Here is a 24,537-nt window from a genome sequence, read left to right on the forward strand (position 1 = left end):
TTCATGGGGCTTTCCCTGCGGTTGCTGACTCTGGTGTTGCTGTTGGCCTTGGTGGCCTTCTTTGCCGCCAGTGAATTTGCCTTGATGCGGCTGCGGCCCACCCGGGTGCAGGAACTGGCCGAGCGCGGCAATGCGGCGGCTTTAGCGATTGCACGCCTGCAGCGGCATCTGCGCCGGGCTTTGCTGGCCACTCAACTGGGCTTGAGCCTGGCCCTATTGGCCCTCGGCTGGGGCAGCCACAGCTTGCTCACCCTGCTGCATGGGCCCACACCTCCGGCCTGGCTGCAGCTGGTGGTGTTTGCGGTGCTCGCCCTGCTGGCCACCCTGCTGGGCGGATTGCTGCCCAAAGCCTGGGTGCTCGATGACCCTGAGAACGCAGCGCTGCGGCTTGGCCCCCTGCTCGAATCGGTCAACCAAGCCCTAGCCCCGCTGCTGAGCGCCATTGAGGCCGTAGCCAACGTGCTGCTACGCGCCTTTGGACTACCGCTGCAATGGGACCGGCTGGTGCCATCGCTCTCAGCCAGTGAGCTCGAAAGCTTGATTGAGAACGACGCCGTCATTGGCCTGGAGCCGGATGAGCGCAACATCCTTGAGGGGGTGTTCTCCCTGCGGGACACCCAGGTGCGCGAGGTGATGGTGCCCCGCTCCGGGATGGTGACCTTGCCGCTGGAGGCCTGCCTCAGCGACCTGATGGAGGCGGTGGTCTCCACCCGCCATGCCCGCTTCCCGGTGATTGGCGAATCACTCGATGATGTCCGCGGCCTACTGGATCTCCGCCTGCTGGCCGCACCGCTCGTCCGTGGTGAGCTGACCCTTGACTCTCCCTTGAGCCCGTACATCTGCCCGGTGGCCCGGATTCAAGAGAGTGCCTCCCTGGCCGATCTGCTGCCCCAAATCCGCAGCGGGGAACCTGTGCTGGTGGTGGTGGATGAACACGGCGGCACCGAAGGGCTGGTGACCATCGCTGATCTCACCAGCGAAATCGTGGGCGATGAATTGGAAGATGACGGCGACGAGGCCGATCTGATTCCGCTGGGCGGCAACTGCTGGCGCGTGGCCGGTGATCTGGAGATTTTTGAGCTCAATCGCCAACTGGGGCTCAAGCTGCCGGAATCCGATGAACACCACACCCTGGCTGGGTTTCTGCTCGAGCGGCTGCAGCACATCCCCGCCGCTGGCGAGGCCCTCAACTGGGAGGGTGACCAATTCACGGTGCTGACGATGGACGGGCCCCGCATCGAGGACGTGAAGATCTGCCTCGGAGAACGCAGCAATGCGTTGATAATGAGCCCCCAGCAGGACTAGTCCCCTGCCTGCAACACTGCCCAGCTCACCAGGATGAAACCAGTCAAGGTGGGCGTGATCGGCATCGGCAACATGGGCTGGAATCACGCCCGTGTGCTGAGCCTGTTGCGCGATGCCGAGCTGGTGGGCGTTGCTGACCCCGATGCCGCCCGCGGCGCTTTAGCCACCGAACAGTTCGGTTGCCGCTGGTTTGCTGACTACAACGACCTCATCGAGGAAGTGGAAGCGGTTTGCATTGCCGTGCCGACCCTGCTGCACCATCCGGTGGGCATGGCCTGCCTCAAGGCCGGCGTGCATGTGCTGATCGAAAAGCCGATCGCGGCCAATGAGCAGGAAGCCGGAGAATTGATCGCCGCAGCGGAGCAGGCTGGCCGCTTGCTGCAAGTGGGCCACATCGAGCGCTTCAACCCGGCCTTTCGGGAGCTGCTCAACGTGGTGGCCAATGAAGAAGTGGTGGTGCTAGAAGGCCGGCGCCACAGCCCCCATGCCGATCGCGCCAACGATGTGTCGGTGGTGCTGGATCTGATGATCCACGACATCGACTTGGCGCTGGAACTGTCAGGAGCTCCCGTGGTGGGATTCGCCGCGGCTGGTGGCCGCAGCAGCGACGGCCCCATCGACTACGTCACCGCCACGTTGAACTTCGCCAATGGCGTTGCCGCCAGCCTCACCGCCAGCAAGATGAGCCACCGCAAGGAGCGCTGCCTCACGGCCCACTGCCGCGACAGCCTGGTGGAGGCGGACTTCCTCAACCGCAACTTGCGCATCCACAGGCGGGCCCATGAGTCCTATTCCGCCACCCGGGGGGAACTGCTTTATCGCCACGACGGTTTCATCGAAGAGGTGAGCATCTCCCCCACTGAACCGCTCTATGCCGAGCTCGAGCATTTCCTGCAGTGCGTGCGTGGTGCGGCCAAACCAGCCGTCGATGGTCTGCAAGCGTCCCGGGCTCTACGGCTGGCCGACCTGATTGAGCAGGCGGTTGAGCAGCCGCAGCAGAGCTTGCTGCAGCTCGATACACCGCTCTAGGCCGCAATCGCGCTGTCCACCAATTGGTGCAAGGCCCCCACGCAAAGCTCACGGCAGCGGGTTGGTGAGGCCCGGTAGAAGCCGTCCCAAGCAGCGGCCTTGTGGGAGCCGTAGTCACTGAGCCGGTGGCTGGGGTCCTGCTCCAACCAACCCAGCCGCACGGCATGGCCAATCACCACATCCAAAGCGATGTGGTCGTCAAAGCAGACATCGGGGTTGGCCTCAAAAAAGGCCATCAACGACAACAGCGCTTCGATCGAGAGTTGGCGGTACTCCGGCGCTTCGATCTTGCTGAGCAGGTGCTCCACCAACACCGCAAAGTTCTGCTCATCGGGCGTTTTCTCAGCCAACAAGGCGCTGTCCAAACGATTGCGGCGCTCCAACTTGTCGCCAATCAATAGCCCGCGGCAGTGCTGCAGCAGCCCCCACACACCGGGATAAAAATTGCGCGGCACCCACTGAAGGGCCCCGCGGCGCACCCGGTGCTGCAGCCAGCAGCCCCCGGTGGGTTTCTCCGCCACTGGCGCAGGTGCTTGCCACAGCGCTTTGCCGCGCAGATGCAGCTGTTCGCAGCGCTGTAAGGCTGCTCGAGCCCGGGTGAGATCCGCCAGCACCACCCCCACACGCCGGAAAATGCCGTGAGGAGGCAAAGCGCACAGCGCTTCAAACGCTTCGGCTGAACCGAGCTTGCGCTCGGTGGCTAATTCGCTGGTGAGCAGCAGCAGCAGTTGCCCGAGCTGGAAGGTCAAGGTGCCCTGAAGCAGAGCCGGACGCTGGCGGGCCAAACCCTCGAGGGCCAGCAGCAACTCCTGCTGCAGGATCGTCTCGCGACTGTCTTCGCCGCTGAATTGACGCATCCGCTGGGCGATGGCAGCGCTATCGAGGGGCTCACTGATGCGCGAGCGACTGGTGTAGTTGCGGCCCACCACCAGTTGGCGGTTGCGAGCGAGCAAATCATCGAGCGCATCTTCGAGATGGGGGTGCACCAACCCGAGCAACCCAGCGCAGCGGCGCACCGGCTCCCAATCACCAGCCTCCAGGCTGCGCCGATAGACAGCCTCCACCATCTGGGTCACCGGCACTGGCAAGGCCTGATCAGGCGCCTGCAACTGGGCTGAGGCACCCAAGCGCAACTGCAACTGCTCCAGCAATTCCGCCTGCTCCCGCAGGGAGGTGCTGCCCCACAGCTGGGCGGCCAAATCGAGGGGCGTGGTGGATTCCAGCTCCAGCTCCTGCTCGCGGTCGACCGTGAGCGAGCGGTGACCGCTGGCTTGGGCGAGTTGCAGCGGAACCGCCGGCAGCGGGACAGCTGGGGGGAGTGCTGGTAGCGCCACCGCCTCACAGGCCGCCGCTGAGATGTGATCAGCCAAGGTGCCCAACTGCACCTCCACACCCCCAAACGATCCAGTGGCCAACGTGCGGGCCAGCTCCAACACCTGCTCACGGCGGCGCGCAAAAGGGGCCGCAGCGATCGGCACCAACAGCAGCGGCTCACCATCGGCCAGCCAATGGCGTTGCAGCAGCCGCAGCTCCCCCAACAGGGCATCGGCCAGCTGCTCGGGGTCATCGGCCAGATAGAAGGTGCTCTCCTCGAGCACAGGGGGCAAGAACGCTGTCAGCTGCTCGCCGCAGCGGTAGAGCCGGGCCACCGCCAAGGTGGCCGTCGCCCCTTCCGGTGGACCGCTGAGCCCCAAGCTCTCGCAACGCCCCAACAGGGCCAAGGCCTGGGCCAGCCGATGCGATGACTCAATGCCCACATCGCCATCGCCTGGGGTGACGATCGGCAGACCTTCACGACTCAAGCCAGCCGCCACCGCGGCATCGCCAGGCACCAGCGCCAGCCTCACCCGTTGGCAGCCAGGACGGCGCGGTAAACGCCGGCCGCAGGGATCCAACTCCTGCGGCGTGATCCAGCGGCCGATCAGCAGCTGACCCAGCAACCACAGGCTCTGACTCCAGAGCAAGGGCACGTTGTCGTTGGGCTCACGCGGCTGGCTGCCGGGCGTTTGGCGCTCAGCCGCCACCGCCGACGCCGGCACCCGATACAGCTCAGGCAGCAACCAATCCTCGCCGCGCTGAACGGCCAGTTGCTGCAGCCGCTGATCCAAGTCTTCGGCCTGCTGCCAACGCTCCTCCATGCAGGCGGTCACCAACTCAAAGGCCAAAAACAGGGGCCATTGGCATTCGATGCCTTCAAAGCAAGCCAGCTCTTCGGGCTCGTAATGCAGCCGCGTGCTGTCCTCCACCACGGTCTGATGGCCATCGCGTCGGAAGCGGCTGTAGCCGTAGCGGCCGCCTAGCTCCCGGTGGATGGAGGCTTGGGTGCGGGCGCGCAACTCCTCACCCTCAACCCCCCAAGAGGGATAGCCAATCACCGCCAGGCAACCGCTATCGACCTCTTTGCTGGCTGATTCCCGCGGCAGCAGTGCCTCCAAGGCGCGCCTGAGGCGGAGCACCGCATCGGGCGGCACCCACAGGGTGTGGCGGCCATCGCCATGGGGGCCGAAGGGATCCAAGCCGCTGCTGGCCTCCAGGGCCGCTTTCACCAAGCCAATCGAACTGGCATTGCGCTCAGGGGCTCCATTGTTTCCCTTGTCGCCGCGCTCCCAGATGCCGTAGTCCGCCACTCGGTAGGCGCGACAGAGGTAATAGATCAGGTTTTGCACAAAGGCGGCCTGGGCGCCATTGGCCACCACCACCAGGCCTGAGCGCGTTAGCTGCGCCAGCTGCAGGACAAACAGGGACGTGGCATCGAGTTGCAGGTGGCCCCAGGCGTTGTCAGCCACCACCGGCTGGCCGGTCTCGGTGTCGTACTTGGCATGGAGGGCATCCAGCAGCTCCTGGCTCGCCTTGAAGCGTTCCACCTTGGCCGCCTGAGCCATCATCGAGCGCATCAAACCGCGCATGAGCGCCAACACGCTCTGCTCCAGTGCATAGACGCGAGCAGGCCGTTGCCCTTGACGCCGCCAGGCCAGCGCCAGTCCCCAGATCGCCTGAACGGTGTACACGTTGTCGCGCACCCAGGCATCGCCATAGTTGCCATGCACCGTGTTGGCGGTGCTGGCCGGCATCAGGCCCGTGATCGGGTGCTGCCTGGCCAGGAAGACGCGGTCCACCTGGGCATCGAGGCGTTCCAGTTGTTCCAGTACCGGGCCAGCACTGGTCTGCGTTGTCAGGCTGGTCATCATCAATCAGATTCTCTCGCGTCAGCGGCTCTGCCCATGTCCCCAGCCCCTAGTCCCTGTGACCGCCAGCAGGTGCTCGGGATGCCGGTAGACGCCTGCCCCGATGTGCTGGCAGCGGCTGTGGAGCTGCACCGCAGCGGTGGCGGGCAACTGGTCACCCTCAATGCCGAGATGACGATGACGGCGCTGGCCCAGCCAGAGCTCGGGCAGGCGATTCGGGCCGCTGACCTCGTGATTCCCGATGGTGCAGGCGTGGTTTGGGCCTTGCGGCGCCAGGGCATTCGGGTGCGCCGCAGCCCTGGCATCGAACTGGCCCATGACCTGCTCGCCCATGCCGCCCAACACCACTGGCGCGTCGCCCTGGTGGGGGCGAGCCCGGCTGTGATGGAGCAGCTCACTCAGCAGCTCCCCCAACACCACCCTGGCCTGCAGCTGGTCATGGCCGTGCATGGCTTTCAAGCACCCGAGGCATGGCCTGGGCTGGAACAGCAACTGCTGTCCCTCAAGCCTGATCTGGTGCTAGCGGCGTTGGGGGTGCCGCGGCAGGAAACCTGGATCCAACGTCTGCATCACCACCAAGCAGGTCTATGGATGGGCGTTGGCGGCAGTTTTGATGTGTGGTCAGGGCAAAAGAAAAGGGCCCCCCAATGGATGGGAGCCCTTCAAATCGAATGGTTGTACCGATTGCTTCAGGAACCCAGCCGCTGGCGCCGCATGCTGGCCTTGCCGCAGTTTGCCTGGGCTGTAATCAGCGGAAACCCACCGAGGCCTGCCACACAAAGGCCAGAAGCAGGAAAAAGACCGGGATAAGCGGAAGGATGTCCACGAGTGGGCCAAAGGCGCGGTAAGCCTCGGGAAGCTGGGCCAACAGAGGCAGTGCAGCGTTCACCATCGTGGTCGAAAACCAAGCAGTCGCTGGACGTTACCACGTGTGGAACGCCGGTGAGTTCAGCTCCCAAGGAGCGAAATGCTCTGAAAAACAACCCTCCTCAATGGCTTGGGCCATCGATTTGGTGTAGCGGATCAACTGCGTGAGGTTGTGCAGGCTCAGCAGCGTCAACCCGAGGATTTCATCGCTCTTGATCAAGTGATGCAGATAAGCCCGGCTGTGCTGTTGGCAGCAGGCGCAGGGGCAACTGGGATCCAGGGGGGTGTGATCCTCCCGGAAGCGCGCGTTTTTGAGATTCCAGCGCTCACCATTCACCAACGCTGCACCATGGCGGCCCAGGCGCGTTGGCAGCACGCAGTCAAATAGATCCACCCCATGGGCCACAGCCTGTGCCATCTCCGGCAGGGTGCCCACCCCCATCAGATAGCGGGGCTTGTGTTCCGGCAGCAGCGGTGTGCACCAGCGCACCACCTCATGCATCGCCGCCGCGGGCTCCCCCACACTGACCCCGCCAATGGCACATCCCGGCAGATCAAAGCTGGCGATCACCCGGGCCGATTCCTCGCGCAGGTCTTGGAAGACACCCCCTTGCACGATTCCAAACAGCGCCTGATCCGGGCGCTGATGGGCCGTGACACAGCGCTCTAACCAGCGGTGCGTGCGGTCGCAGGCCTCCCGCACATCCTCATGACTGGCGGGATAGGGAGGGCACTGATCAAAGGCCATGGCCACATCAGCCCCAAGCTGCTCTTGGATCGCCATCGAGCGCTCTGGGGTGAGCTCAACCACCGAGCCATCGCGCGGGGACTGGAAGGTGACACCGCGCTCTTTGATCGCATTGAGGCTCGCCAGGCTGAACACCTGGAACCCGCCGGAGTCGGTGAGCATCGGCCCAGGCCAACCCATAAAACGGTGCAGCCCGCCAGCGGCCGCCACGATCGACTCCCCCGGTTGCAGATGCAGATGGAAGGTGTTGGAGAGCACCATCTGCGCGTCGGTGCTGCGCAGTTGCTCAGCACTAATGCCCTTCACCGTGGCCGCGGTGCCCACCGGCATGAAGCGTGGGGTCTCCACCACGCCATGGGGGGTGTGAAAACGACCCGTGCGGGCCTGGGTGTGGGGGCAGCGATGCAGCAGCTCGAATTGGAACGGAGCAGCAGTGCTCAACACCCACAGACAGCGCAACTCTCACCCTATGGCGAGGCGCAGGATGGAGGCAGCACCCAACCGCTGATGCTCAGGTGGTGGCCGGATCTGGCCGGAAGCTGGATCTTCTACACAACGCTCCCGCTCTGGCCGGGGGTGACCCCGCGCTTTGAGCGGATTGCCCGGTTTGCTCCGGTGATTGGCGTCTTCATTGGTGGCGCCCAAGCTGGCCTCTGGCTGCTGGGCCGCGAACTGGGGCTGCCCAGCGCCAGCTGCGCCCTACTGGTGCTGGCCCTGGGGCTTTGGCTCACCGGCGGCTTGCACCTCGATGGGGTGATGGATACCGGAGATGGCTTGGCCGCCGGCCCCCGCTGCCTAGCGGCCATGGCCGACAGCCGCATCGGCGCCAGCGGCTTGGTGGCTGGCCTGATGGTGCTGCTGCTCAAGTTGGGTGCCCTGCTGGCCCTCGCGGCCTTGGCACCCACCCTGTTGATCTGGAGTGCGGTGTGGGGCCGCATTGCACCACTGCTGGCCATCGCCTGGTTCCCCTATCTCAGGGCCGAAGGCAGTGGTGGCTTCCACCGGCTCCAGCGTCAACCCCTGCTGCAAGAACTGCTGCCGGCAGCGGCTGTGCTGGGGCTGCTGGTAGGACTCAGCCTCAGCCCCCCCGGCACGCGCACGGTGCTGGCTGGGGTTTGCGGTGTGATCCCAACGCTGCTGGTGCCTCGGCTGCTGGGCCAACGCCTGGGAGGACACACCGGCGATAGCTACGGCGCCTGCGTGGAATGGACCGAAGCCTGCACGCTGTGGAGCGGCTGGCTGATGCTGCGTCTGCTCAGCTGAGCGGCAGCGTCAACACAAACGCGTTCCCCGCAGCCGCCAAACCAGGCGCTAAAGCACTGGCAGGACAGTGCAGCTGCAGACTGCCGCCGCTGGCTTCGGCTTGATCGCGAGCCAAGGCCAAACCCAACCCCGTGCCGCTGAGCTTGGCGCCATGGCGGCCGCGCTCACCGCGCTGAAAGATCCGTTCACGCTCATCAAGGTCGATCAAGGGACCGCTGTCCCAAACCGCCAATTGCAGTTGATCGGGCCCCGAGGCGATCCAAAGCCCCAAATCACCACCTGGATCGCTGTAGCGAAAGGCGTTTTCCAGCAAATTGGCCAAAATTTCACCCACCGTGGCCGCCGGCACTGAAACCTCCGGCACAGGTCCTGGGGGATGCCAACGCCGGCCTTGAAGCTTGGCCGTTGCGGCGGCGCGAGCCAGCAGAGGCTCCAAACAATCACTGAGCAAACGCGGCTGCTGTGGCGCCAACACCGGTGGCAGCAGCAGAGGCGCCTCGCTGCCGCTGGCCTGGGGCAACACCAAGCCGGCCTCCGAGCTGCTCAAGGCATCGAGGTAACCCGCCAACGACTGCTGCTCATCAAGGAGATGCTCCACCAGTTCGCGGCGTTCATCACTGGCTTCAACCCGGCGCAGCAACAGCTGCGTGAAGGTGCGAAGGGCTGCCAAAGGGTTGCGCATCTGATGCACCAGCAGATCGCGCTGACGCCGCTCCCGTTGCAACTCGCCTTGCCAGCGCTGCTGCTCCAGGTCCAACAGCAAGGCCTGAGCCAACACCTGGGCAGCACTATGCAACCGCTGATTGAGCGGCTCAGGCCACTGCCCAAGCGCGCTATCCACCCGCAGCGCACCAATCACGGCGGCCTCCTGCCGCAACGGCAGCCAGCGGCGCGATTGCCGGGGGGTTAATAACGGTGCCGCCTCAGCGGCGGGCTCCAAACGGGTGGCCGTTCGCGGCCAGGCCTGCACCAATTGCAGCTGCAGCTCACCGTCTGCCGCTGGCATGGCCACGTACACACCGAGGCCCACCAGCTCTTGACAATCACAGAACTGGTCAAGCTGCTGAGCGACCAGCTGGCGAAAGCGCTCAGAAATCATGGCGCCACAGGGCCGCAAGGGCCTGAACATGGCAACCACGAGGGACTTGCCAAATTCGGAGAAACTCTTAAGATTGTATCTACGACCACTACTTCCCAGTCCCGGATTACTGGTGCTGAGGAACAGGTCCCATCACACACCGGTACTTTTCTGGCGTTTCCTTGCCGGAAAGGTTACAGCAGAGGTTGTTCGTACCCCTGCGTCCTTCCCATAGCCGAATGGTGAAGACCGGTGGGGCCATCCCAGCCATGGATCTTTCCCGATCCCAGTTCCGGTCGACAGACGTATGGGCGCTGCAGGTTTACCTGCGCCTTTAAGAGCCGGCTCCGGTGTCGTTTTGCGACTCCGGTCGACTTGTTTTGTCCGATCCACAGCCCACCCCGTAAGGGGTTCTTTCCATGTCGAAAAAGCGCAAGCGCATCAGCCGTCGTCGTCTAGCTGGTCAACGCGTTCTGGCCCACGTTCCAACCCACAACCTCGATACCGGCGAGCACAAGCCCGTGACCGCCGCCCGTCGCTACATCGCCAAATCCAATCTGGTGCCGCCGGCTCTGGTGAACGTGCGCCGCAACGAGCACACCACCGACCGCTTCTTCTGGGGCGAGAAAGGGCTGTTCAGCGCTCAATACGCCGAAGAAAACCACTTCCTCTTCCCGTCCCTGCGCACGATCGTTGATTCCGTGGGCGAAGACACCATCTTTGCTGGCCTGGAAGCCACCTCCGACGACTGGGAGGAGATGGAGGAGTACGAGTACGCCTTCGTTTAAGCCACTGGCTTAAAGGGCCGCCAAAAATTGGGCGGCCCGCTCCACGGCGTCAATCGGAATCGTGTGGCCGCCTGTGAAGGTCAACACCTCCACCTGGCCGCCCACGCGAGCAATTTCAGTGGCAAGTGCGGCTTGAGCCGCCACTGGCACCACGACATCCTCTGAACCGTGCATCAAGAGCGTTGGAGCCTGGGGCGCTTGCGTCAGGCTCCAATTGGGATGGGGATAACCACTGCAAGCAATCACACCGGCGAGGGGCCTGCTGAGTCCCACCTCAATGGCCATGGCGGCTCCCTGAGAAAACCCAAACAGCACCACGGGTTCTGAGCCAGCCGCCAACAATTCGCCATCCAGCCTGGCCGCCAAATCCTGCACAGCCTGCGGATGCTGCGGCCAGCCTGGGGTGTTGAGGTCGTACCACTGCCTCGCCCCACCACCGGCTGGATGGGGATCAGGCGCGTCCCACGACTGCACCTGCAACGCTGCGGATCCAGGGGGCAACTGAGCCTGCAAGGCCCCGCCTAAGGGCAGCAGGTCAGCGGCATTGGCCCCCCAGCCGTGCAGAAAGATCAAGCGCATCAACCAGCAACAGCGTCAGGACCACCCCATACCATCAGAGATTGGCTGTCCCTGCGATCTCCATGGCCCGTCTGGCTCTGCTGAGTGTGTCGAACAAAGAGGGGATTGAACCTCTGGCCCGGGCCCTGGTGGAACGCCATGGTTTCCAGCTGCTCTCCAGCGGCGGCACCGCGAAATGTCTGGCGGATGCAGGGCTGCCTGTCACCAAGGTGGCAGAGCACACCGGTGCCCCAGAAATCCTGGGGGGTCGCGTCAAAACCCTGCACCCGCGCATCCATGGCGGCATCTTGGGCCGCCCCAGCGACGCGGCCGACCAGGCCGACATGGAGGCCCAGAACATCCCCGCGATCGAGCTGGTGGTGGTGAATCTCTACCCATTTGAAGCCACCATCGCCAAGGCCAATGTGAGCTGGGATGAGGCCATCGAGAAGATCGACATCGGCGGACCGGCCATGGTGCGGGCTGCCGCCAAAAACCATGCCCACGTCAGCGTTTTAACCAGCCCGACCCAATACGAGCGACTGCTTGGTGCTCTCGACGCCGGGCCCATCCCTGCCGAGCTGCGGCGTCAGCTCGCACTGGAAGCCTTCCAGCACACCGCCGCCTACGACAGCGCCATCAGCACTTGGCTGGGCACCCAGTTGGAAGCCAATGCCGCCAGCCCCCACACCTTGGCGGTGACGCTGCCGCAGCGGCAAACCTTGCGCTACGGAGAAAACCCCCATCAAGCGGCGGCTTGGTACAGCAGCTCAGCGGGATGGGGCGGTGCCCAGCAACTGCAGGGCAAAGAGCTCAGCTACAACAACCTGCTCGATCTCGATGCGGCCCAAGCCACGGTGGAGCGCTTCCCCGCCAGCGAAGGGGCAGCCGCTGTGGTGATCAAACACACCAACCCCTGCGGCGTCGCCACAGGGCGCGATGCCAGCGATGCCCTGGCCAGGGCCATTGCCGCTGATCCCGTCTCAGCCTTCGGCGGCATCGTGGCCCTCAATCAACCCCTCGACGGGGCGGCCTGCGCCAGCCTGCAGGGCCTCTTCCTCGAATGCATCGTGGCGCCGGAGATCAGCGCCGAAGCACGCGAGATCCTCTCCAGCAAAAGCAATCTGCGGCTGCTGGAACTGCCAGCAGCGGCCTCAGCAGCAGCCACCCGGCAGCAATTGCGCTCGGTCTTAGGCGGCGTGCTGCTGCAAGAACGCGATCAGATCAGCGACGACGACAGCGCCTGGCAGGTGGTGAGCCAACGCCAACCCGATGCCGAAGAGATGGCTGATCTGCGCTTTGCTTGGCGTGTGGTGCGCCATGTGCGCTCCAACGCGATCGTGGTGGCCAAAGCCGGGCAAAGCCTGGGCGTTGGCGCCGGTCAAATGAATCGTGTGGGCTCAGCAGGCATTGCCCTCGATGCCGCCGGCGATCAAGCCCGTGGCGCCGTTCTCGCCAGCGATGGCTTCTTCCCCTTCGATGACACCGTCAAGCTGGCCGCTGAGCGGGGCATCCGCGCGGTGATCCAACCCGGAGGCAGCAAGCGCGACAGCGACTCGATTGCCGCCTGTGATGCCGCTGGGCTGGTGATGGTGACCACGGGCCGTCGCCATTTCCTGCACTGAAGCGGAATCAGGCGACCCAGTAGCGTCGCTCCCATCGCACGCTGAGCCGATGCCCGAGGCCCTGCTTTTCAATCTGAACTTCCTGCATCCCCTGCTGATGTGGGGTCTGCTGGCCGGTTCTGGCTACGCCCTGTTCCTTGGCATCAAAGCCAAGAAAACCCGCACCGCCTCCGCGGAAGATCGCAAGGAGCTGATCAAAGGCAAATTTGCCCAGCGCCACTACCTGATCGGCAGCGGTGTGCTGGCGGTGATGGTGCTCGGCACCTTGGGTGGCATGGCTGTCACCTACCTGAATAACGGCAAGCTGTTTGTCAGCCCGCACCTGCTGGTGGGCTTGGGCATGACGGGGCTGATTGCCTTGGCGGCGTCCCTCTCTCCGCTGATGCAGCGCGGCAATCTGATCGCCCGCAAAGCCCACGTGGGACTGAACATGCTGGTGATGACCCTGTTCCTGTGGCAGGCCGTCAGCGGGCTGCAGATCCTCAACAAGATCTGGACGAACCGCTGAGGCTCAGAACAGAGCCCGGCGGCGCGGCGGGCAGGCCAGCCCGGCATGGGCATGGAAGTCTTCTTGCACCTTCCAGGTCAAGCGACGTGAGATCTGGCGGACGATCTGCCGCAGGAGGTGATCGCCACTGGACTGGACCAGGGCCTCAGGCAGCACGCCAATAAAAGCGGGCAAACGAATGCCAACGGAAAGATCCAACTCCCATTGCACCAGGGTGTGTTGTTCCTGGGGGCAGAGCTTGAGGCTGGCTTGAAAATCAACGTTGTAGCCCTCATCGACAGGCAGGGCGGGAGCCAACGTCTCGATGCGATAAACCCCTTGTTGCTGGGGCAGGAGCACCAGATCGATCTTGGGCTCGACTTCAAAACCAAAGTTGCCGAACTTCCCGAGCTGCAGCCGATAAGCGTTCACATCGAGGGGCTGCACCGTCATCGGTGCGGCACAACGGGTGAACCACTCTTGATGCGCATCGAGGTAGTCCGACACCGAAGCCACAGGAGCCAGCATCTCCATCACATCGGAGAACTGGCTGCTGTAAGTCCGCAGGCAGGCCTCATCCACGCGGGGTTGAGACCTCTTGCTTTGGCGCCAAGAAAACGTGGCCGTCATCCAGCTGAATAGGACCCATCACAGCCCAATGTAACGGAGCATTAAGCAATCTCAGCGGTAATTTGCCCAGCTTCTGCTAATTGCAGCAGGCGGTCGATCACCCCCTCCACCACACGATCGGGCGTGGAGGCTCCGGAGGTGATGCCAATGCGCAGATCACCCTCGGGCAAGAACGGCTCGAGGCGCTCGAGATCCTGACCGAGGGGTTTGTGTTCCACTGCGTTGCCGGGGCCGATGCGCTCAGGGGCATCGATATGCACCGAAGGAATGCCCCGGCTGACGGCGATCTCCTGCAGGTGGGTGGTGTTGGAGGAGTTGTAACCGCCAATCACCACCATCAGATCGAGCGGCTCATCCACCAGGGAGAACATCGCGTCCTGACGCTCTTGGGTGGCATCGCAAATGGTGTTGAAAGCCAAGAAGTGGTCGTTGAGATCAGTGGGCCCATAGCGGCGCAGCAACGTGCGCTCGAACAGGCGACCGATGTCTTCGGTTTCGCTTTTCAGCATCGTGGTCTGGTTGGCGACACCAATGCGCGACAGATCCCGATCAGGATCAAAACCGGGTGAGGTGGCTCCAGCAAATCGCTTCAAGAAGACCTCGCGATTGCCATTGCCAAGGATGTAGTCACACACCAGCTGGGCCTCCTCCAGGTCCAGCACCACCAAATACGTGCCAGCAAAGGAGCTCGTCGCCAAGGTCTCCTCGTGCTTCACCTTGCCGTGAATGACCGAGGTGAACGAATTTTTCTTGTGGCGCTCAACGCTGTTCCACACCTTGGACACCCACGGGCAGGTGGTGTCGACAATGTGGCAGCCACGCTCATTGAGCAGCTGCATCTCCTGAACCGTGGCGCCAAAGGCCGGCAGGATCACCACATCGCCGCTCTCCACGCCCGAAAAATCCTTGACCCCCTCTTCCACAGGGATGAACAACACGTTCATCTCCACCAAATGGGCATTCACCGAGGGGTTGTGGATGATCTCGTTGGTGATCCAGATGCGCTCGGTGGGGTAGTGGCGGCGGGTCTCATAGGCGATCGCTACCGCGCGCTCCACCCCCCAGCAGAACCCAAAGGCTTCCGCCAAGCGAATCGTGACGCGCCCCTCGCGCAGCTCATAACCGTTCTCACGGATGCTTTGGATCAGCTCGCTTTGGTAGGCCTGCTCCAGGCTTCCGGCCACCTCTTCGGCACGGCCAAAACCGCGGCGGTTGTAGCGCTCGGAATGATGCAGCGATCGCTTGAAGGCGCGAGTGTCCATAGCAGGGCGAAAACAGCACCGAGACGCCCAATCTATGGGCTGATCCCGGACAAAAAAAAAGCACCCGCCGCAGCGGGTGCGATGCAAAGGAGCTCAGAAGCTCACTTGGCCGAGGCGAAATCGGGATAGGCCTCCATGCCGTGCTCACCGATGTCGAGACCTTCGATCTCTTCGGATTCAGTCACGCGGATGCCACCGAAGATGGCGCCGATGATCTTCCAAACGATCCAGCAGGTGATGATCGTCCAGATGGCGTAAGCAGCACAGCCCACGGCCTGAATGCCGAGTTGGCTGATGCCACCACCGTTGAACAGGCCCAGACCAGCAGCGCCGGGATCCATGCCATCAACACCCCAAAGACCGATCACCAGGGTGCCCCAAACGCCGCACACACCGTGCACGGAGAAGGCGCCAACGGGATCGTCGATACCAGAGGCATCGAGGGCGGAGACAGCGAAGACGACGATGATGCCGCCAACGGCGCCAGCCACCCAGGAACCGACCAGGGTCATGTTTCCGCAACCTGCTGTGATGCTCACCAGGCCGGCCAGGATGCCGTTGATGATCATCGTCAGGTCGGGCTTACCGGAGGTCAGGGTGGAGACGATGGTGGCAGCGATGGCACCACCAGCAGCAGCCAGGGTCGTGGTCACAGCCACATAAGGCACGTACTGGTCCATGGCCAGCTCGGAACCGGGGTTGAAGCCGTACCAGCCGATCCACAGGATCAGAGCGCCCAGAGTGGCGATGGCCATGTTGTGGCCGGGGATGGCCTGAGGACGGCCATCAACAAACTTGCCGAGGCGGGGACCAAGAAGCATGGCGCCCACCAGACCAGCCCATGCACCAACGGAGTGAACGATGGAGGAACCGGCGAAGTCGATGAAGCCGAGCTCGCTGAGCCAGCCACCATTCCACTGCCAGGAACCGGAGATGGGATAGATAAATGCGGTGAGCACAAGGGCGAACACCACAAACTCGCCGAACTTGACGCGCTCAGCCACCAGACCAGAAACGATGGTGGCGGCGGTGCCGGCGAAAGCAGCCTGGAAGAGGAAATCAACCGTCGGGACGAGGGACGCCTCGGTGATCATTTCCGGAGTGACTGCTGGATCAAAGAACAGACCAGCGAAGTAGAACCAGCCGTTGTCGCCGTTGCCGTACATCAGCGAATAGCCGATGAACCAGTAGGCCGTTACGGCCAGAGCGAACACGAAAAGGTTCTTAGCCAGGATGTTGACCGCGTTTTTCTGACGGCACATCCCTGCTTCGACCATGGCGAAGCCAGCGTTCATGAAGATCACCAGGATCGTTGCAATGAACAGCCAGAGGTTGTTGGCCAGAAATGCAGCGTTGAGTTCAGGCATCTCGGCGGCTTTGGCCGAGAGGTTGAACAAGCCCAGGCCAAACAGCGCCACAGGGACGCAAGCCAGCCAGGTCAAAGAACGGTTGGAGGACAGGCCACGGAACTGATTGAGCATCACCTGGGGTGCTTCAAGCAGGGTCGCCTCCCTCAGGGTCCGCGGTACAGACCGCGGCAGAGGAGATGCAGTCATAAAGAACGCAAGCAGTCATAGGGGCGGAAATCCGCCATAAACCAAATGTTGCGGCGCGAACAGTCCACTAACTGTTTGCGTTGATACAAAACAAGATTTTTACAATTCAACGACCACTGCGCCCGAAGGATTGTCGCCAGCCGAGGTTTATCTAGATACACAAAATCAGGAGCCGAACACCCAATCTCTAGAAATGTTCACCATGAACATCGTTTTTGCGATATACATGTACCTGGAAAGACAAAACGTTGGAAGTGCCGGCTCGGGCCGCAGCACTTGGAAGTAGCCCCCCGCATGGCGAAGCAACGCTCTTTCCCCTGAAGCGGATACCCCCACTTCGAGGCCCGATCCATGACCAAACTCCAATTCCACGGCGTCGCTTACGACTCCGCCCGCCACGAGCAACCCTCAACCACCCCTGTTGAGCACACCTACCGCGGCCAGCGCTTCGCAGCACCCCTGCGCCGTGATGCCGCCAATGTGCAGCCCACCAAGCTCTCCTATCGGGGCCAGGTGTATCAGCGCCGCAGCGCAGAAGCTGCAGCCCAGGTGAACGCCAACTGAGGCAGCCAATTCGGCCGTTTGTGCCGGTTGCTACTTCGGATGTCTGCTCCTGAGACCTGAATGGGTCCAGGAGCTTTTTTGTGCGTGGACCTTCTCCTGGCCCCGATGGAATCCACCAATCGCCTGGTTCCAGCATCCGCGATGGGCATGCTTTGGCTGCAAACCCACTTCGATGACGAGCATTGGGATGAGCTCAGCCGAGGCCTGGTGGCCCTCTCCCCAAGCTGCAGCGAAAGCCTGATTGCCGATGCGCTTGAAGCCGGACTGAAGGTCAACCGGATTCCGTCCTTTGCACAGGCAGCACTCCCTCAAATCGAACAGCGTCAGCAGCAAAGCTGAACTGACAAGGCACAACCTCCACGCCGGCATCGATGGCTTGGCGGAACAGTTCGCCATAACGCGGATCAGCGCTATCGCCGGGCGCAAAACGCTTCACATCAGATCGACTGACGCAGGGAATCAATACCGCTCTGGCATCAGGCAAAACATGCATTAATTCCTCGAGATGTTTCTGACCGCGCTCGGTCACCGTGTCGGGGAATAGGGCCAGATCAGCGGCACTCCAAGTGGTGTTTTTGATCTCCACATAGATGGGGCGTTGGTCATCAGCCTCTGGAGCTGGCTGCAGCAACAGATCAATGCGGCTGCGCCGCTCGCGGCCGTAAGTGACCTCAGCGCGGACACCAGCAATGGGCCCCAGCCACGGCTCCAGCAGCCCGGCTTCAATCGTGGCGCGCAACAGACGGTTGGGCAGGGCCGTGTTAACGCCAACCCAACCACCATCTCCAGGCATCTCAGCCTGCTCCCAGGTGTAAGCCAACTTGCGCTTGGGGGAGGGGTCATGCCGCACCCGCACCCGGCCGCCGGGATGCAGCACCCCTGTCATGGGACCGGTGTTGGCGCAATGGGCGGTGACCAGCTCCCCTCCAGCGAGCTCAACCTCTGAAAGGAATCGCTTCCAGCGACGCTGCAGCACCCCTTCAAGCAAGGGCTCAAAGCGCAAGACCTCGACAGATGGCATCAGGGCAGGCAAGCGACCGGGCCATGGTGACTGATCAACAGCGGCGAGTTCCCCCACAATCAGCTCTGCATGCCGCAACCATCGATGGCTGAAGCCTCCCGCGGCAGCGGCGGCAATCTGCGCCGCATCGCCATGCTGGTGGCGATCGCCACGGCCCTGAGCAAGCTGGCGGGACTGTTTCGTCAGCAGGCCATTGCGGCGGCCTTTGGCGTTGGCGCCGCCTACGACGCGTTCAATTACGCCTATGTGTTGCCAGGGTTTTTGCTGATCCTGCTGGGCGGCATTAATGGCCCGTTCCACAGCGCCATGGTCAGCGTCATGGCCAAACGTGAGCGGCAGGACAGCGCGCAGCTGTTGGCTGCCATCAACACCTTGGTGGGCCTTGGACTGCTGGTGGTCACGCTGCTGTTGGTGCTGCTGGCCAATCCGTTGATCACCCTGGTGGGCCCAGGTCTCGATCCTGAATTGCATGCCTTGGCCGTGCTGCAGCTGAGGCTGATGGCCCCCATGGCCCTACTAGCCGGCCTCATTGGTCTGGGCTTCGGTGCCCTCAATGCAGCCGATGTCTACTGGCTGCCAGCGATCAGCCCACTGCTCTCCAGCCTGGCGGTGCTGATTGGCTTGGGTCTCCTGTGGCTGCAGGCAGGCGCGGCCATCGGCACAGCCACCTGGGCATGGGCGGGGGCGGCCGTGCTGGCGACCAGCACCCTGGCGGGCGCCCTGCTGCAGTGGCTGGTGCAACTGCCGGCCCTTGCGAAGCAGGGCTTAGGGCAGCTGCGGCTGAACTTCCACTGGCGGCAGGCTGGCGTCCGCGAGGTGCTGCAGGTGATGTGGCCCGCCACGCTCTCCTCCGGGATGCTGCAAATCAATGTTTATACCGACCTGTTTTTCGCCAGTGGCATCGCTGGCGCCGCAGCTGGTTTGGGGTATGCGGGGCTGCTGGTGCAAACCCCTCTCGGGATTCTCTCCAACATGCTTTTGGTGCCCTTGCTGCCGGTCTTCGCGCGGCTGAGCGCACCGGAGCAGCGCAACGAGCTGATTACTCGCATCCGCCAGGGGGTGATGCTCAGCAACGCCAGCATGCTGCCGCTGGGGGCGCTGATGGTCGCGCTGGCGGCTCCGATCGTGGCGCTGATTTATGAGCGCGGCAGCTTTGATGCCGCTGCAGCCCAATTGGTCGTTGGGATCCTGATGGCCTACGGCCTGGGCATGCCGGCCTATTTGGCGCGTGATGTGTTGGTGCGGGTGTTTTACGCGCTGGGTGACGGGCAAACCCCCTTCCGCATCTCCGTGGCCGGGATTGGCCTGAATGTGGGTTTCGACTGGTTGTTGGTGGGGGGACCCAGCCCGAGCGGGCTGATGGTGCCCTCTTTGAATGCAGGAGCACCAGGACTGGTGCTGGCCACCGTTGCCGTCAATGTGATCACCTGCCTGGTGCTGCTGCTGGCCCTGCAACGCAAGCTGGGGCGGCTGCCCCTCCAGATCTGGGGCCGCGACAGCCTGCTGCTCAGCCTCGCCGCCCTAGCCGCCGGCGTGATCGCCTGGGCCATGGCCCAATGGATTCAGTGGCCAAGCGATCTGCTGGGTTTGGCACTGCAGGTGGCGATCTGCGGTGGTGTGGGCGCTGGGCTCTACGGACTGCTGGCCAGCAGTTTTGGGGTTCCAGAAGCGCGCCAACTCAGCCGTCAGCTCTTAGCCAAGCTGCCAGGAGTCAGTTGACGGTGCGTTGATCACGCACGTGCACCGGCACCTCCACATGGCTACGCCCCACCATCGCTGGACCATCCACTGAAAAGATCCGCGCCTCGATGCCGAACTCGCGGAAGTTTTTTTCCAGCTCTTGCAGCAGAGCTTTCTCCACTTGGGCCTCGGCGTCCACCACGGTGCCAATCAGTCGCTCACCAAGACGACCCACCCGTTGACGCACGACCTCGCGCGAGTTGGTGACCTCAATCACGATCATCCGAGGCCAGCGCAGCGGTGTCCCAGTATCGCCTGTCCCTGCAGCGGATTCAGGAACTGAAAGATTCGAGGATCTCCTCCAGGTCAACCAGTTGACCCGGAGAAATCAACCGAGAGAGCGGCAACTTGGTGCTGCCTCCGCCCAGCGGCACCTGCAACCGCTCCAAACCCTGACGCGCGGCCACCGCGGGCCCTTGATCCAGCAGGCCGGCCAGCTCTTCGGCCAAGGGGCGCGCCAACTTGGCATCACCGAGGTAGAGATGCCAGCCAGCCACTTGCACATACAGCCGATCAGCCAGGGCTTGGCTCAACTCATTTAGCTGCGCCGATGACAACGACATCAGGAAACTCGCTCTGATGGTGTTTTAGCGGCGCTGGGCCAACACCCAAACCATATGCACCGCTAGGGCCACAGCCCACAGCCCAGTCAGCCAAGGGAGCTGGGGGAAAAAGCTTGGCTTCAGCCCATGCCACACCCAAAGGCCGCTATTGAACGCCGCAAAGGCGGCCGTATGCACAGCCAAGTTGATCAGCTGCTCAAGCTTCTGGTAGTCCGGATCGTTTGGATCCGGCGGCCGCGTGATCACCAGGGGCATGAGCCCTTCATCGCAGAACCATCATTCTGTGGCTCGGGCGGCAGGCTTGACGGATGCCCAGTTGAGCTGGGCAGAATGGGTGGCTCAAGCGCTTGTAGCTCAGCGGATTAGAGCATCTGACTACGGATCAGAGGGTCGGGAGTTCGAATCTCTCCAGGCGCGCCTTCATCAGAAACCAAGAACCGCCCCAGGGCGGTTTTTTTTTGGTTCCATCAACTGGAACCCCCGGTTCTTACGATTCAAGGACCGCCCACGTCCCTTTTTCTGCATCGCCAGTGACTGAGCCGACCATGCGATCCCCCCAAGCACTTCTGCAGGGCGATCCAGAGATTGCCGGACTGATCAACAAAGAACTGGAACGGCAACAGAGCCACTTGGAGCTGATTGCCAGTGAAAACTTCGCCTCGCCAGCGGTGATGGCCGCCCAGGGCTCCGTTCTCACCAACAAGTACGCCGAAGGCTTGCCGAACCGCCGCTATTACGGCGGCTGTGAGCACGTCGATGCCATCGAGGAGCTGGCGATTGAGCGCGCCAAGCAACTCTTTGGTGCCGCCTGGGCCAACGTGCAGCCCCACAGCGGCGCTCAAGCCAACTTCGCTGTATTTCTGGCCCTGCTGAAACCGGGCGACACGATCCTGGGCATGGATCTCTCCCACGGCGGCCACCTCACCCACGGCTCACCGGTGAATGTGAGCGGTAAGTGGTTCAAGGCCGTCCACTACGGCGTGGACCCTGAGACCCAACAGCTCAATTTGGAGAGCATTCGCCAGCTGGCTCTTGAGCACAAGCCCAAACTGATCATTTGCGGCTACTCCGCGTATCCGCGCAGCATCGATTTCGCTGGCTTCCGGGCGATCGCTGATGAAGTGGGCGCTTACCTGCTGGCCGACATGGCCCACATCGCTGGCCTGGTGGCCGCTGGCGTGCATCCCAACCCCGTGCCCCATTGCCACGTGGTGACCACCACCACCCACAAAACCCTGCGGGGTCCCCGTGGTGGCCTGATCCTCTGCAACGACGCCGACTTTGCTAAGCAGTTCGACAAAGCCGTGTTTCCTGGAACCCAGGGCGGACCGCTTGAGCACGTTGTTGCCGCCAAAGCCGTGGCCTTCGGTGAGGCGCTCCAACCCAGCTTCAAGCAGTACAGCCAGCAGGTAGTGGCCAATGCTCAGGCCCTGGCCAAGCGTTTGCAGGAGCGGGGCATTGCCGTGGTCAGCGGCGGCACCGACAACCATGTGGTGCTGCTGGATCTACGCGGCATTGGCATGACCGGCAAGGTGGCTGATCTGCTGGTGAGCGAGGTGAACATCACCGCCAACAAAAACACCGTTCCCTTTGATCCGGAGTCACCGTTTGTGACCAGCGGCCTACGCCTGGGCACCGCGGCACTCACCACCCGTGGCTTCGACGAGCCTGCCTTCAGCGAGGTGGCTGATGTGATTGCTGACCGGCTTCTGAATCCCGAAGACGCCGCTATCGAACAGCGCTGCCGTGATCGCGTGGCCAGCCTCTGCCAGCGGCACCCGCTTTATGGGCCTGCATCACCTGTGCTGGCGGCCTAGCTCAACTAGACTTGGAGGGAAGGCTTATTCGCCCTGTGGATTCCAGCCCGCTGATTCCTGCGCTGGCCACCTTGGGTGGGGCCTGTTTCTTGACGGCTGCGATCGTTCCGCAGGTTCGTTCCATTGGTTTGAGGCTGGGCCTCACCGATCAACCGGATCCCCGTAAGCAGCACCTCACCCCGATGGTGCGCTTGGGGGGCATTGGCATTGTCTTGGGCTTCAGCTTGGCCCTGCTGATCACCTGGCTGGCTGGGGGCTTTGGAGTGCTGCCCGCCAGCCGCGATCAACTGGTGTGGGCCACCTTGATTGGGGCCATTGGCTATTTCCTCATTGGCCTCAGCGACGATTTGCTGCAGCTGCCGCCCCTGCCCAGGCTCGCCCTCCAGATCGGCGTGGCGATGGGGGTATGGAGCCAAGGGGTCAAGATCGGCACCATCACCCTTCCGTTTGACAGCAGCCTTTCGCTGACCTTTCCCGATTGGCTGAGCTTGATCGCCACTGTGATTTGGCTGGTCGGCATCACCAATGCCATCAACTGGCTTGATGGCCTCGATGGGCTGGCTGCTGGGGTCAGTGCCATTGCAGCCATGGCCTTGTTATCGGTCAGTTTCAGCCTGCATCAGCCTGGAGCTGGGCTGCTGGCTGCCGCCTTGGCTGGCTCCTGCATTGGCTTTTTGCGAGACAACTTCAATCCAGCCCGGATCTTCATGGGCGATGGAGGCTCCTATTTCCTGGGCTTTTCGCTGGCGGCAATCAGCGTGATTGGCCCGGCCAAGGAGCTCACCACCGTCAGCTTGTTGTTGCCGCTGCTGATCTTGTCGCTGCCGCTCGCCGACATGTCGGCAGTGATCATGGGCCGCGTTAGCGATGGCCGCTCGCCCTTCTATCCCGATCGCCGCCATCTCCACCACCGCCTGCTGCGCGCTGGCTACAGCCACCGCCGCACGGTGCTATTGATCTATGCCTTTACCCAGTGGCTGGCGGCCTTGGCCCTGGTGGCGGCCAACGCCGAGATGCGCTTCCTCTGGCTTGGCCTGGCCACAGCTGTTCTGGTGTGGGTGGTGTTGCGCAGCCGCCGCTACCCCAGCCGCGATGCCCAGCGCTTGACCGATACACCCGATCAACAGCAAGAGCCTGAGACCATGCCAGTGCTGCAAAACAGCTCCAACGATCGATCTTGAGCACACCCCGCAGCGGCTGCGAAATCCTCTGCATCGGGACCGAACTGCTGCTTGGCAACATCCTCAACGGCAATGCCCGCTGGCTGGCTGAATCGCTGGCATCGCTGGGCATTGCCCATTTCCGCCAAGGCGTGGTGGGCGATAACCCCGAGCGTTTGCGCGAGGCCGTGCTCGAAGCAGCCGGCCGCAGCCGGCTGCTGATTTGCACTGGTGGCTTGGGTCCCACCCCCGACGACCTCACCACCGAAACCTTGGGCGCCTGCTTTGGCGTTGCCTTGGAAGAACGCGCTGATGTGCTCGCAGACCTCGAGGCCAAACTGCGAGCGCGCGGCCGCAGCCTTGGGAGCAGCAACCGCAAGCAAGCCCTGCTTCCGCAGGGGGCTGAGGTGTTGCCCAACCCCACTGGCACAGCGCCAGGAATCATTTGGACACCGCAACCGGGCTTCACCGTGTTGACCTTCCCTGGCGTGCCCAGCGAAATGCGGGCCATGTGGCAGCAAACGGCCGTGCCTTGGCTTCAAGAACAGCATCTAGTGGCCGGCACCTTCCGCAGCCGGCTACTGCATTTCTGGGGGCTTTCGGAATCCAGCCTGGCCGAGTCGGTGGCCCCGCTGCTGGAGTTGCAAAACCCCACCGTGGCCCCCTACGCCGGCCAAGGCGAGGTGAAGCTCAGGATCACAGCCCACGGAGCAACAGCCAGCGAGGCCGAAGCCGCCATTGCCCCGGTGGAGCAGGAGCTGCGGCGCATCGGCGGCGAGCACTGTTTTGGCGCTGACGACGACAGCCTCGCCTCGGTGGTGCTGCAGCAGTTGCGCTCGCGCAACCAAACCCTGGCCGTTGCCGAGAGCTGCACCGGTGGAGGAGTTGGCAGTGCCCTCACAGCGATCAGCGGCAGCTCCGATGTGTTTCTCGGCGGCGTGATCGCTTACGCCAACCGCATCAAACAAGACCTACTGCAGGTGCCCAGCGAGCTGCTCGAGAGCGAAGGCGCCGTCAGCGCTGCGGTGGCGACAGCCATGGCGGAAGGCGCCCGACGCCAGCTTGGGAGCGACTGGGGTGTTGCCGTCACAGGCGTAGCCGGCCCAGGCGGCGGCAGCGACAGCAAACCGGTTGGCCTGGTGCACTTTGCGGTGGCCGGCCCCGATAGCTGCAGCCATTTGGAGCGTCGCTATGGCGACCGCCGCGGCCGCGATTGGATCCGCGGGCTCAGCGTGGGGGACGCGTTGAATCTGTTGCGGCTGCAGCTTTAGGCTGCTCTATTTGGCGAAGG

Annotated in this window: 25 protein-coding genes and 1 tRNA gene; 14 read left to right on the forward strand and 12 right to left on the reverse strand. The window is 63.0% G+C overall.

Features of this window, described 5'->3' with window-relative positions:
- Positions 1 to 3: 3 nt before the first annotated feature.
- Together SynMINOS11_RS11610 and SynMINOS11_RS11615 are read left to right on the forward strand one after the other, a co-directional pair.
- Positions 4 to 1,305, forward strand: coding sequence for a hemolysin family protein (locus SynMINOS11_RS11610; RefSeq protein ID WP_186548668.1), 1,302 nt, complete (start codon positions 4 to 6; stop codon positions 1,303 to 1,305).
- 33 nt (positions 1,306 to 1,338) lie between these two features.
- Positions 1,339 to 2,334, forward strand: a complete 996-nt coding sequence (locus SynMINOS11_RS11615; protein WP_186548670.1) for a Gfo/Idh/MocA family protein — start codon at positions 1,339 to 1,341, stop codon at positions 2,332 to 2,334.
- Here SynMINOS11_RS11615 and SynMINOS11_RS11620 read toward each other — a convergent pair.
- Positions 2,331 to 5,522 (reverse strand): glycoside hydrolase family 15 protein, encoded by a 3,192-nt coding sequence (locus SynMINOS11_RS11620; RefSeq protein WP_186548672.1) that lies wholly within the window; start codon positions 5,520 to 5,522, stop codon positions 2,331 to 2,333. The genes SynMINOS11_RS11615 and SynMINOS11_RS11620 overlap by 4 nt on opposite strands.
- A 33-nt stretch (positions 5,523 to 5,555) precedes the next feature.
- Here SynMINOS11_RS11620 and SynMINOS11_RS11625 point away from each other — a divergent pair, with 33 nt between their 5' ends.
- A complete protein-coding gene (locus SynMINOS11_RS11625) occupies positions 5,556 to 6,329 on the forward strand; it encodes a WecB/TagA/CpsF family glycosyltransferase (protein WP_186548674.1) in 774 nt (257 codons plus the stop codon).
- Here SynMINOS11_RS11625 and SynMINOS11_RS11630 read toward each other — a convergent pair.
- Both SynMINOS11_RS11630 and tgt read right to left on the reverse strand, forming a co-directional pair.
- Positions 6,268 to 6,411: a photosystem II reaction center protein K gene (locus SynMINOS11_RS11630; RefSeq protein WP_011936722.1), complete on the reverse strand. Its 144-nt coding sequence runs from the start codon at positions 6,409 to 6,411 to the stop codon at positions 6,268 to 6,270. The genes SynMINOS11_RS11625 and SynMINOS11_RS11630 overlap by 62 nt on opposite strands.
- A 30-nt stretch (positions 6,412 to 6,441) precedes the next feature.
- Complete coding sequence (gene tgt, locus SynMINOS11_RS11635) at positions 6,442 to 7,575, reverse strand: tRNA guanosine(34) transglycosylase Tgt (RefSeq protein WP_043737433.1); 1,134 nt, start codon at positions 7,573 to 7,575, stop codon at positions 6,442 to 6,444.
- A gap of 66 nt (positions 7,576 to 7,641) precedes the next feature.
- Here tgt and cobS point away from each other — a divergent pair, with 66 nt between their 5' ends.
- On the forward strand, positions 7,642 to 8,397 hold the full coding sequence (cobS, locus tag SynMINOS11_RS11640) for an adenosylcobinamide-GDP ribazoletransferase (protein WP_186548676.1): 756 nt from the start codon (positions 7,642 to 7,644) through the stop codon (positions 8,395 to 8,397).
- Here the strand turns inward: cobS and SynMINOS11_RS11645 are convergent.
- On the reverse strand, positions 8,390 to 9,496 hold the full coding sequence (locus SynMINOS11_RS11645; protein ID WP_186548678.1) for a sensor histidine kinase: 1,107 nt from the start codon (positions 9,494 to 9,496) through the stop codon (positions 8,390 to 8,392). The two genes, cobS and SynMINOS11_RS11645, sit on opposite strands and share 8 nt — an antisense overlap.
- A gap of 398 nt (positions 9,497 to 9,894) precedes the next feature.
- Between SynMINOS11_RS11645 and SynMINOS11_RS11650 the strand changes: the two genes are divergently transcribed.
- Positions 9,895 to 10,263, forward strand: coding sequence for a DUF3155 domain-containing protein (locus SynMINOS11_RS11650; RefSeq protein WP_011936726.1), 369 nt, complete (start codon positions 9,895 to 9,897; stop codon positions 10,261 to 10,263).
- A gap of 9 nt (positions 10,264 to 10,272) precedes the next feature.
- On the opposite strand, the gene SynMINOS11_RS11655 is transcribed toward SynMINOS11_RS11650, so the two are convergent.
- Positions 10,273 to 10,842: an alpha/beta hydrolase gene (locus tag SynMINOS11_RS11655; RefSeq protein WP_186548680.1), complete on the reverse strand. Its 570-nt coding sequence runs from the start codon at positions 10,840 to 10,842 to the stop codon at positions 10,273 to 10,275.
- Between the two features lie 62 nt (positions 10,843 to 10,904).
- Here SynMINOS11_RS11655 and purH point away from each other — a divergent pair, with 62 nt between their 5' ends.
- Both purH and SynMINOS11_RS11665 read left to right on the forward strand, forming a co-directional pair.
- Positions 10,905 to 12,446 carry a bifunctional phosphoribosylaminoimidazolecarboxamide formyltransferase/IMP cyclohydrolase gene (gene purH / locus SynMINOS11_RS11660; RefSeq protein ID WP_186548682.1) on the forward strand — a complete coding sequence of 514 codons (1,542 nt, stop codon included), beginning with the start codon at positions 10,905 to 10,907 and terminating at the stop codon, positions 12,444 to 12,446.
- Between the two features lie 49 nt (positions 12,447 to 12,495).
- Positions 12,496 to 12,954 (forward strand): DUF4079 domain-containing protein, encoded by a 459-nt coding sequence (locus tag SynMINOS11_RS11665; RefSeq protein WP_011936729.1) that lies wholly within the window; start codon positions 12,496 to 12,498, stop codon positions 12,952 to 12,954.
- 3 nt (positions 12,955 to 12,957) lie between these two features.
- Here the strand turns inward: SynMINOS11_RS11665 and SynMINOS11_RS11670 are convergent, their stop codons facing one another.
- From SynMINOS11_RS11670 to SynMINOS11_RS11680, 3 genes are all read right to left on the reverse strand, one after another.
- On the reverse strand, positions 12,958 to 13,563 hold the full coding sequence (locus SynMINOS11_RS11670; RefSeq protein WP_011936730.1) for a DUF1997 domain-containing protein: 606 nt from the start codon (positions 13,561 to 13,563) through the stop codon (positions 12,958 to 12,960).
- A 41-nt stretch (positions 13,564 to 13,604) separates the two neighbouring features.
- Positions 13,605 to 14,825: a 4-hydroxy-3-methylbut-2-enyl diphosphate reductase gene (locus tag SynMINOS11_RS11675; RefSeq protein WP_186548684.1), complete on the reverse strand. Its 1,221-nt coding sequence runs from the start codon at positions 14,823 to 14,825 to the stop codon at positions 13,605 to 13,607.
- Positions 14,826 to 14,926: 101 nt separating this feature from the next.
- Complete coding sequence (locus SynMINOS11_RS11680) at positions 14,927 to 16,381, reverse strand: ammonium transporter (RefSeq protein WP_011936732.1); 1,455 nt, start codon at positions 16,379 to 16,381, stop codon at positions 14,927 to 14,929.
- 351 nt (positions 16,382 to 16,732) lie between these two features.
- On the opposite strand from SynMINOS11_RS11680, the gene SynMINOS11_RS11685 reads away from it, so the two are divergent.
- A complete protein-coding gene (locus SynMINOS11_RS11685; RefSeq protein WP_011936733.1) occupies positions 16,733 to 16,945 on the forward strand; it encodes a DUF4278 domain-containing protein in 213 nt (70 codons plus the stop codon).
- Between the two features lie 84 nt (positions 16,946 to 17,029).
- A complete protein-coding gene (locus SynMINOS11_RS11690; RefSeq protein WP_255445409.1) occupies positions 17,030 to 17,284 on the forward strand; it encodes a hypothetical protein in 255 nt (84 codons plus the stop codon).
- On the opposite strand, the gene sfsA is transcribed toward SynMINOS11_RS11690, so the two are convergent.
- Positions 17,217 to 17,966 (reverse strand): DNA/RNA nuclease SfsA, encoded by a 750-nt coding sequence (gene sfsA, locus SynMINOS11_RS11695; protein WP_043738413.1) that lies wholly within the window; start codon positions 17,964 to 17,966, stop codon positions 17,217 to 17,219. The two genes, SynMINOS11_RS11690 and sfsA, sit on opposite strands and share 68 nt — an antisense overlap.
- Before the next feature lie 84 nt (positions 17,967 to 18,050).
- Between sfsA and murJ the strand changes: the two genes are divergently transcribed.
- Positions 18,051 to 19,685 (forward strand): murein biosynthesis integral membrane protein MurJ, encoded by a 1,635-nt coding sequence (murJ, locus tag SynMINOS11_RS11700; protein WP_255445410.1) that lies wholly within the window; start codon positions 18,051 to 18,053, stop codon positions 19,683 to 19,685.
- Here the strand turns inward: murJ and SynMINOS11_RS11705 are convergent.
- Genes SynMINOS11_RS11705 through SynMINOS11_RS11715 form a run of 3 tightly spaced genes read right to left on the reverse strand, consistent with a single transcriptional unit; the run spans position 19,678 to position 20,524 of the window.
- Positions 19,678 to 19,929 (reverse strand): hypothetical protein, encoded by a 252-nt coding sequence (locus tag SynMINOS11_RS11705; RefSeq protein ID WP_011936737.1) that lies wholly within the window; start codon positions 19,927 to 19,929, stop codon positions 19,678 to 19,680. The genes murJ and SynMINOS11_RS11705 overlap by 8 nt on opposite strands.
- 49 nt (positions 19,930 to 19,978) lie before the next feature.
- On the reverse strand, positions 19,979 to 20,269 hold the full coding sequence (locus SynMINOS11_RS11710) for a DUF3181 family protein (protein WP_186548690.1): 291 nt from the start codon (positions 20,267 to 20,269) through the stop codon (positions 19,979 to 19,981).
- Positions 20,270 to 20,293: 24 nt separating this feature from the next.
- Positions 20,294 to 20,524 carry a hypothetical protein gene (locus tag SynMINOS11_RS11715; protein WP_186548692.1) on the reverse strand — a complete coding sequence of 77 codons (231 nt, stop codon included), beginning with the start codon at positions 20,522 to 20,524 and terminating at the stop codon, positions 20,294 to 20,296.
- An 88-nt stretch (positions 20,525 to 20,612) separates the two neighbouring features.
- Here SynMINOS11_RS11715 and SynMINOS11_RS11720 point away from each other — a divergent pair.
- The 4 genes from SynMINOS11_RS11720 to SynMINOS11_RS11735 all read left to right on the forward strand — a co-directional run bounded on the left by SynMINOS11_RS11720 (position 20,613) and on the right by SynMINOS11_RS11735 (position 24,517).
- A tRNA-Arg gene (locus SynMINOS11_RS11720) sits at positions 20,613 to 20,686 on the forward strand.
- Between the two features lie 128 nt (positions 20,687 to 20,814).
- Entirely contained in the window at positions 20,815 to 22,086 is a 1,272-nt protein-coding gene (gene glyA, locus SynMINOS11_RS11725) for a serine hydroxymethyltransferase (protein ID WP_186548694.1), read from the forward strand.
- Positions 22,087 to 22,121: 35 nt separating this feature from the next.
- Positions 22,122 to 23,267: a glycosyltransferase family 4 protein gene (locus SynMINOS11_RS11730; protein ID WP_186548696.1), complete on the forward strand. Its 1,146-nt coding sequence runs from the start codon at positions 22,122 to 22,124 to the stop codon at positions 23,265 to 23,267.
- Complete coding sequence (locus tag SynMINOS11_RS11735) at positions 23,264 to 24,517, forward strand: competence/damage-inducible protein A (protein ID WP_186548698.1); 1,254 nt, start codon at positions 23,264 to 23,266, stop codon at positions 24,515 to 24,517. The genes SynMINOS11_RS11730 and SynMINOS11_RS11735 overlap by 4 nt, the downstream gene beginning before the upstream one ends.
- The last annotated feature ends 20 nt before the right edge of the window (positions 24,518 to 24,537 follow it).

This window comes from Synechococcus sp. Minos11 (assembly GCF_014279855.1).
Classification (GTDB): domain Bacteria; phylum Cyanobacteriota; class Cyanobacteriia; order PCC-6307; family Cyanobiaceae; genus RCC307.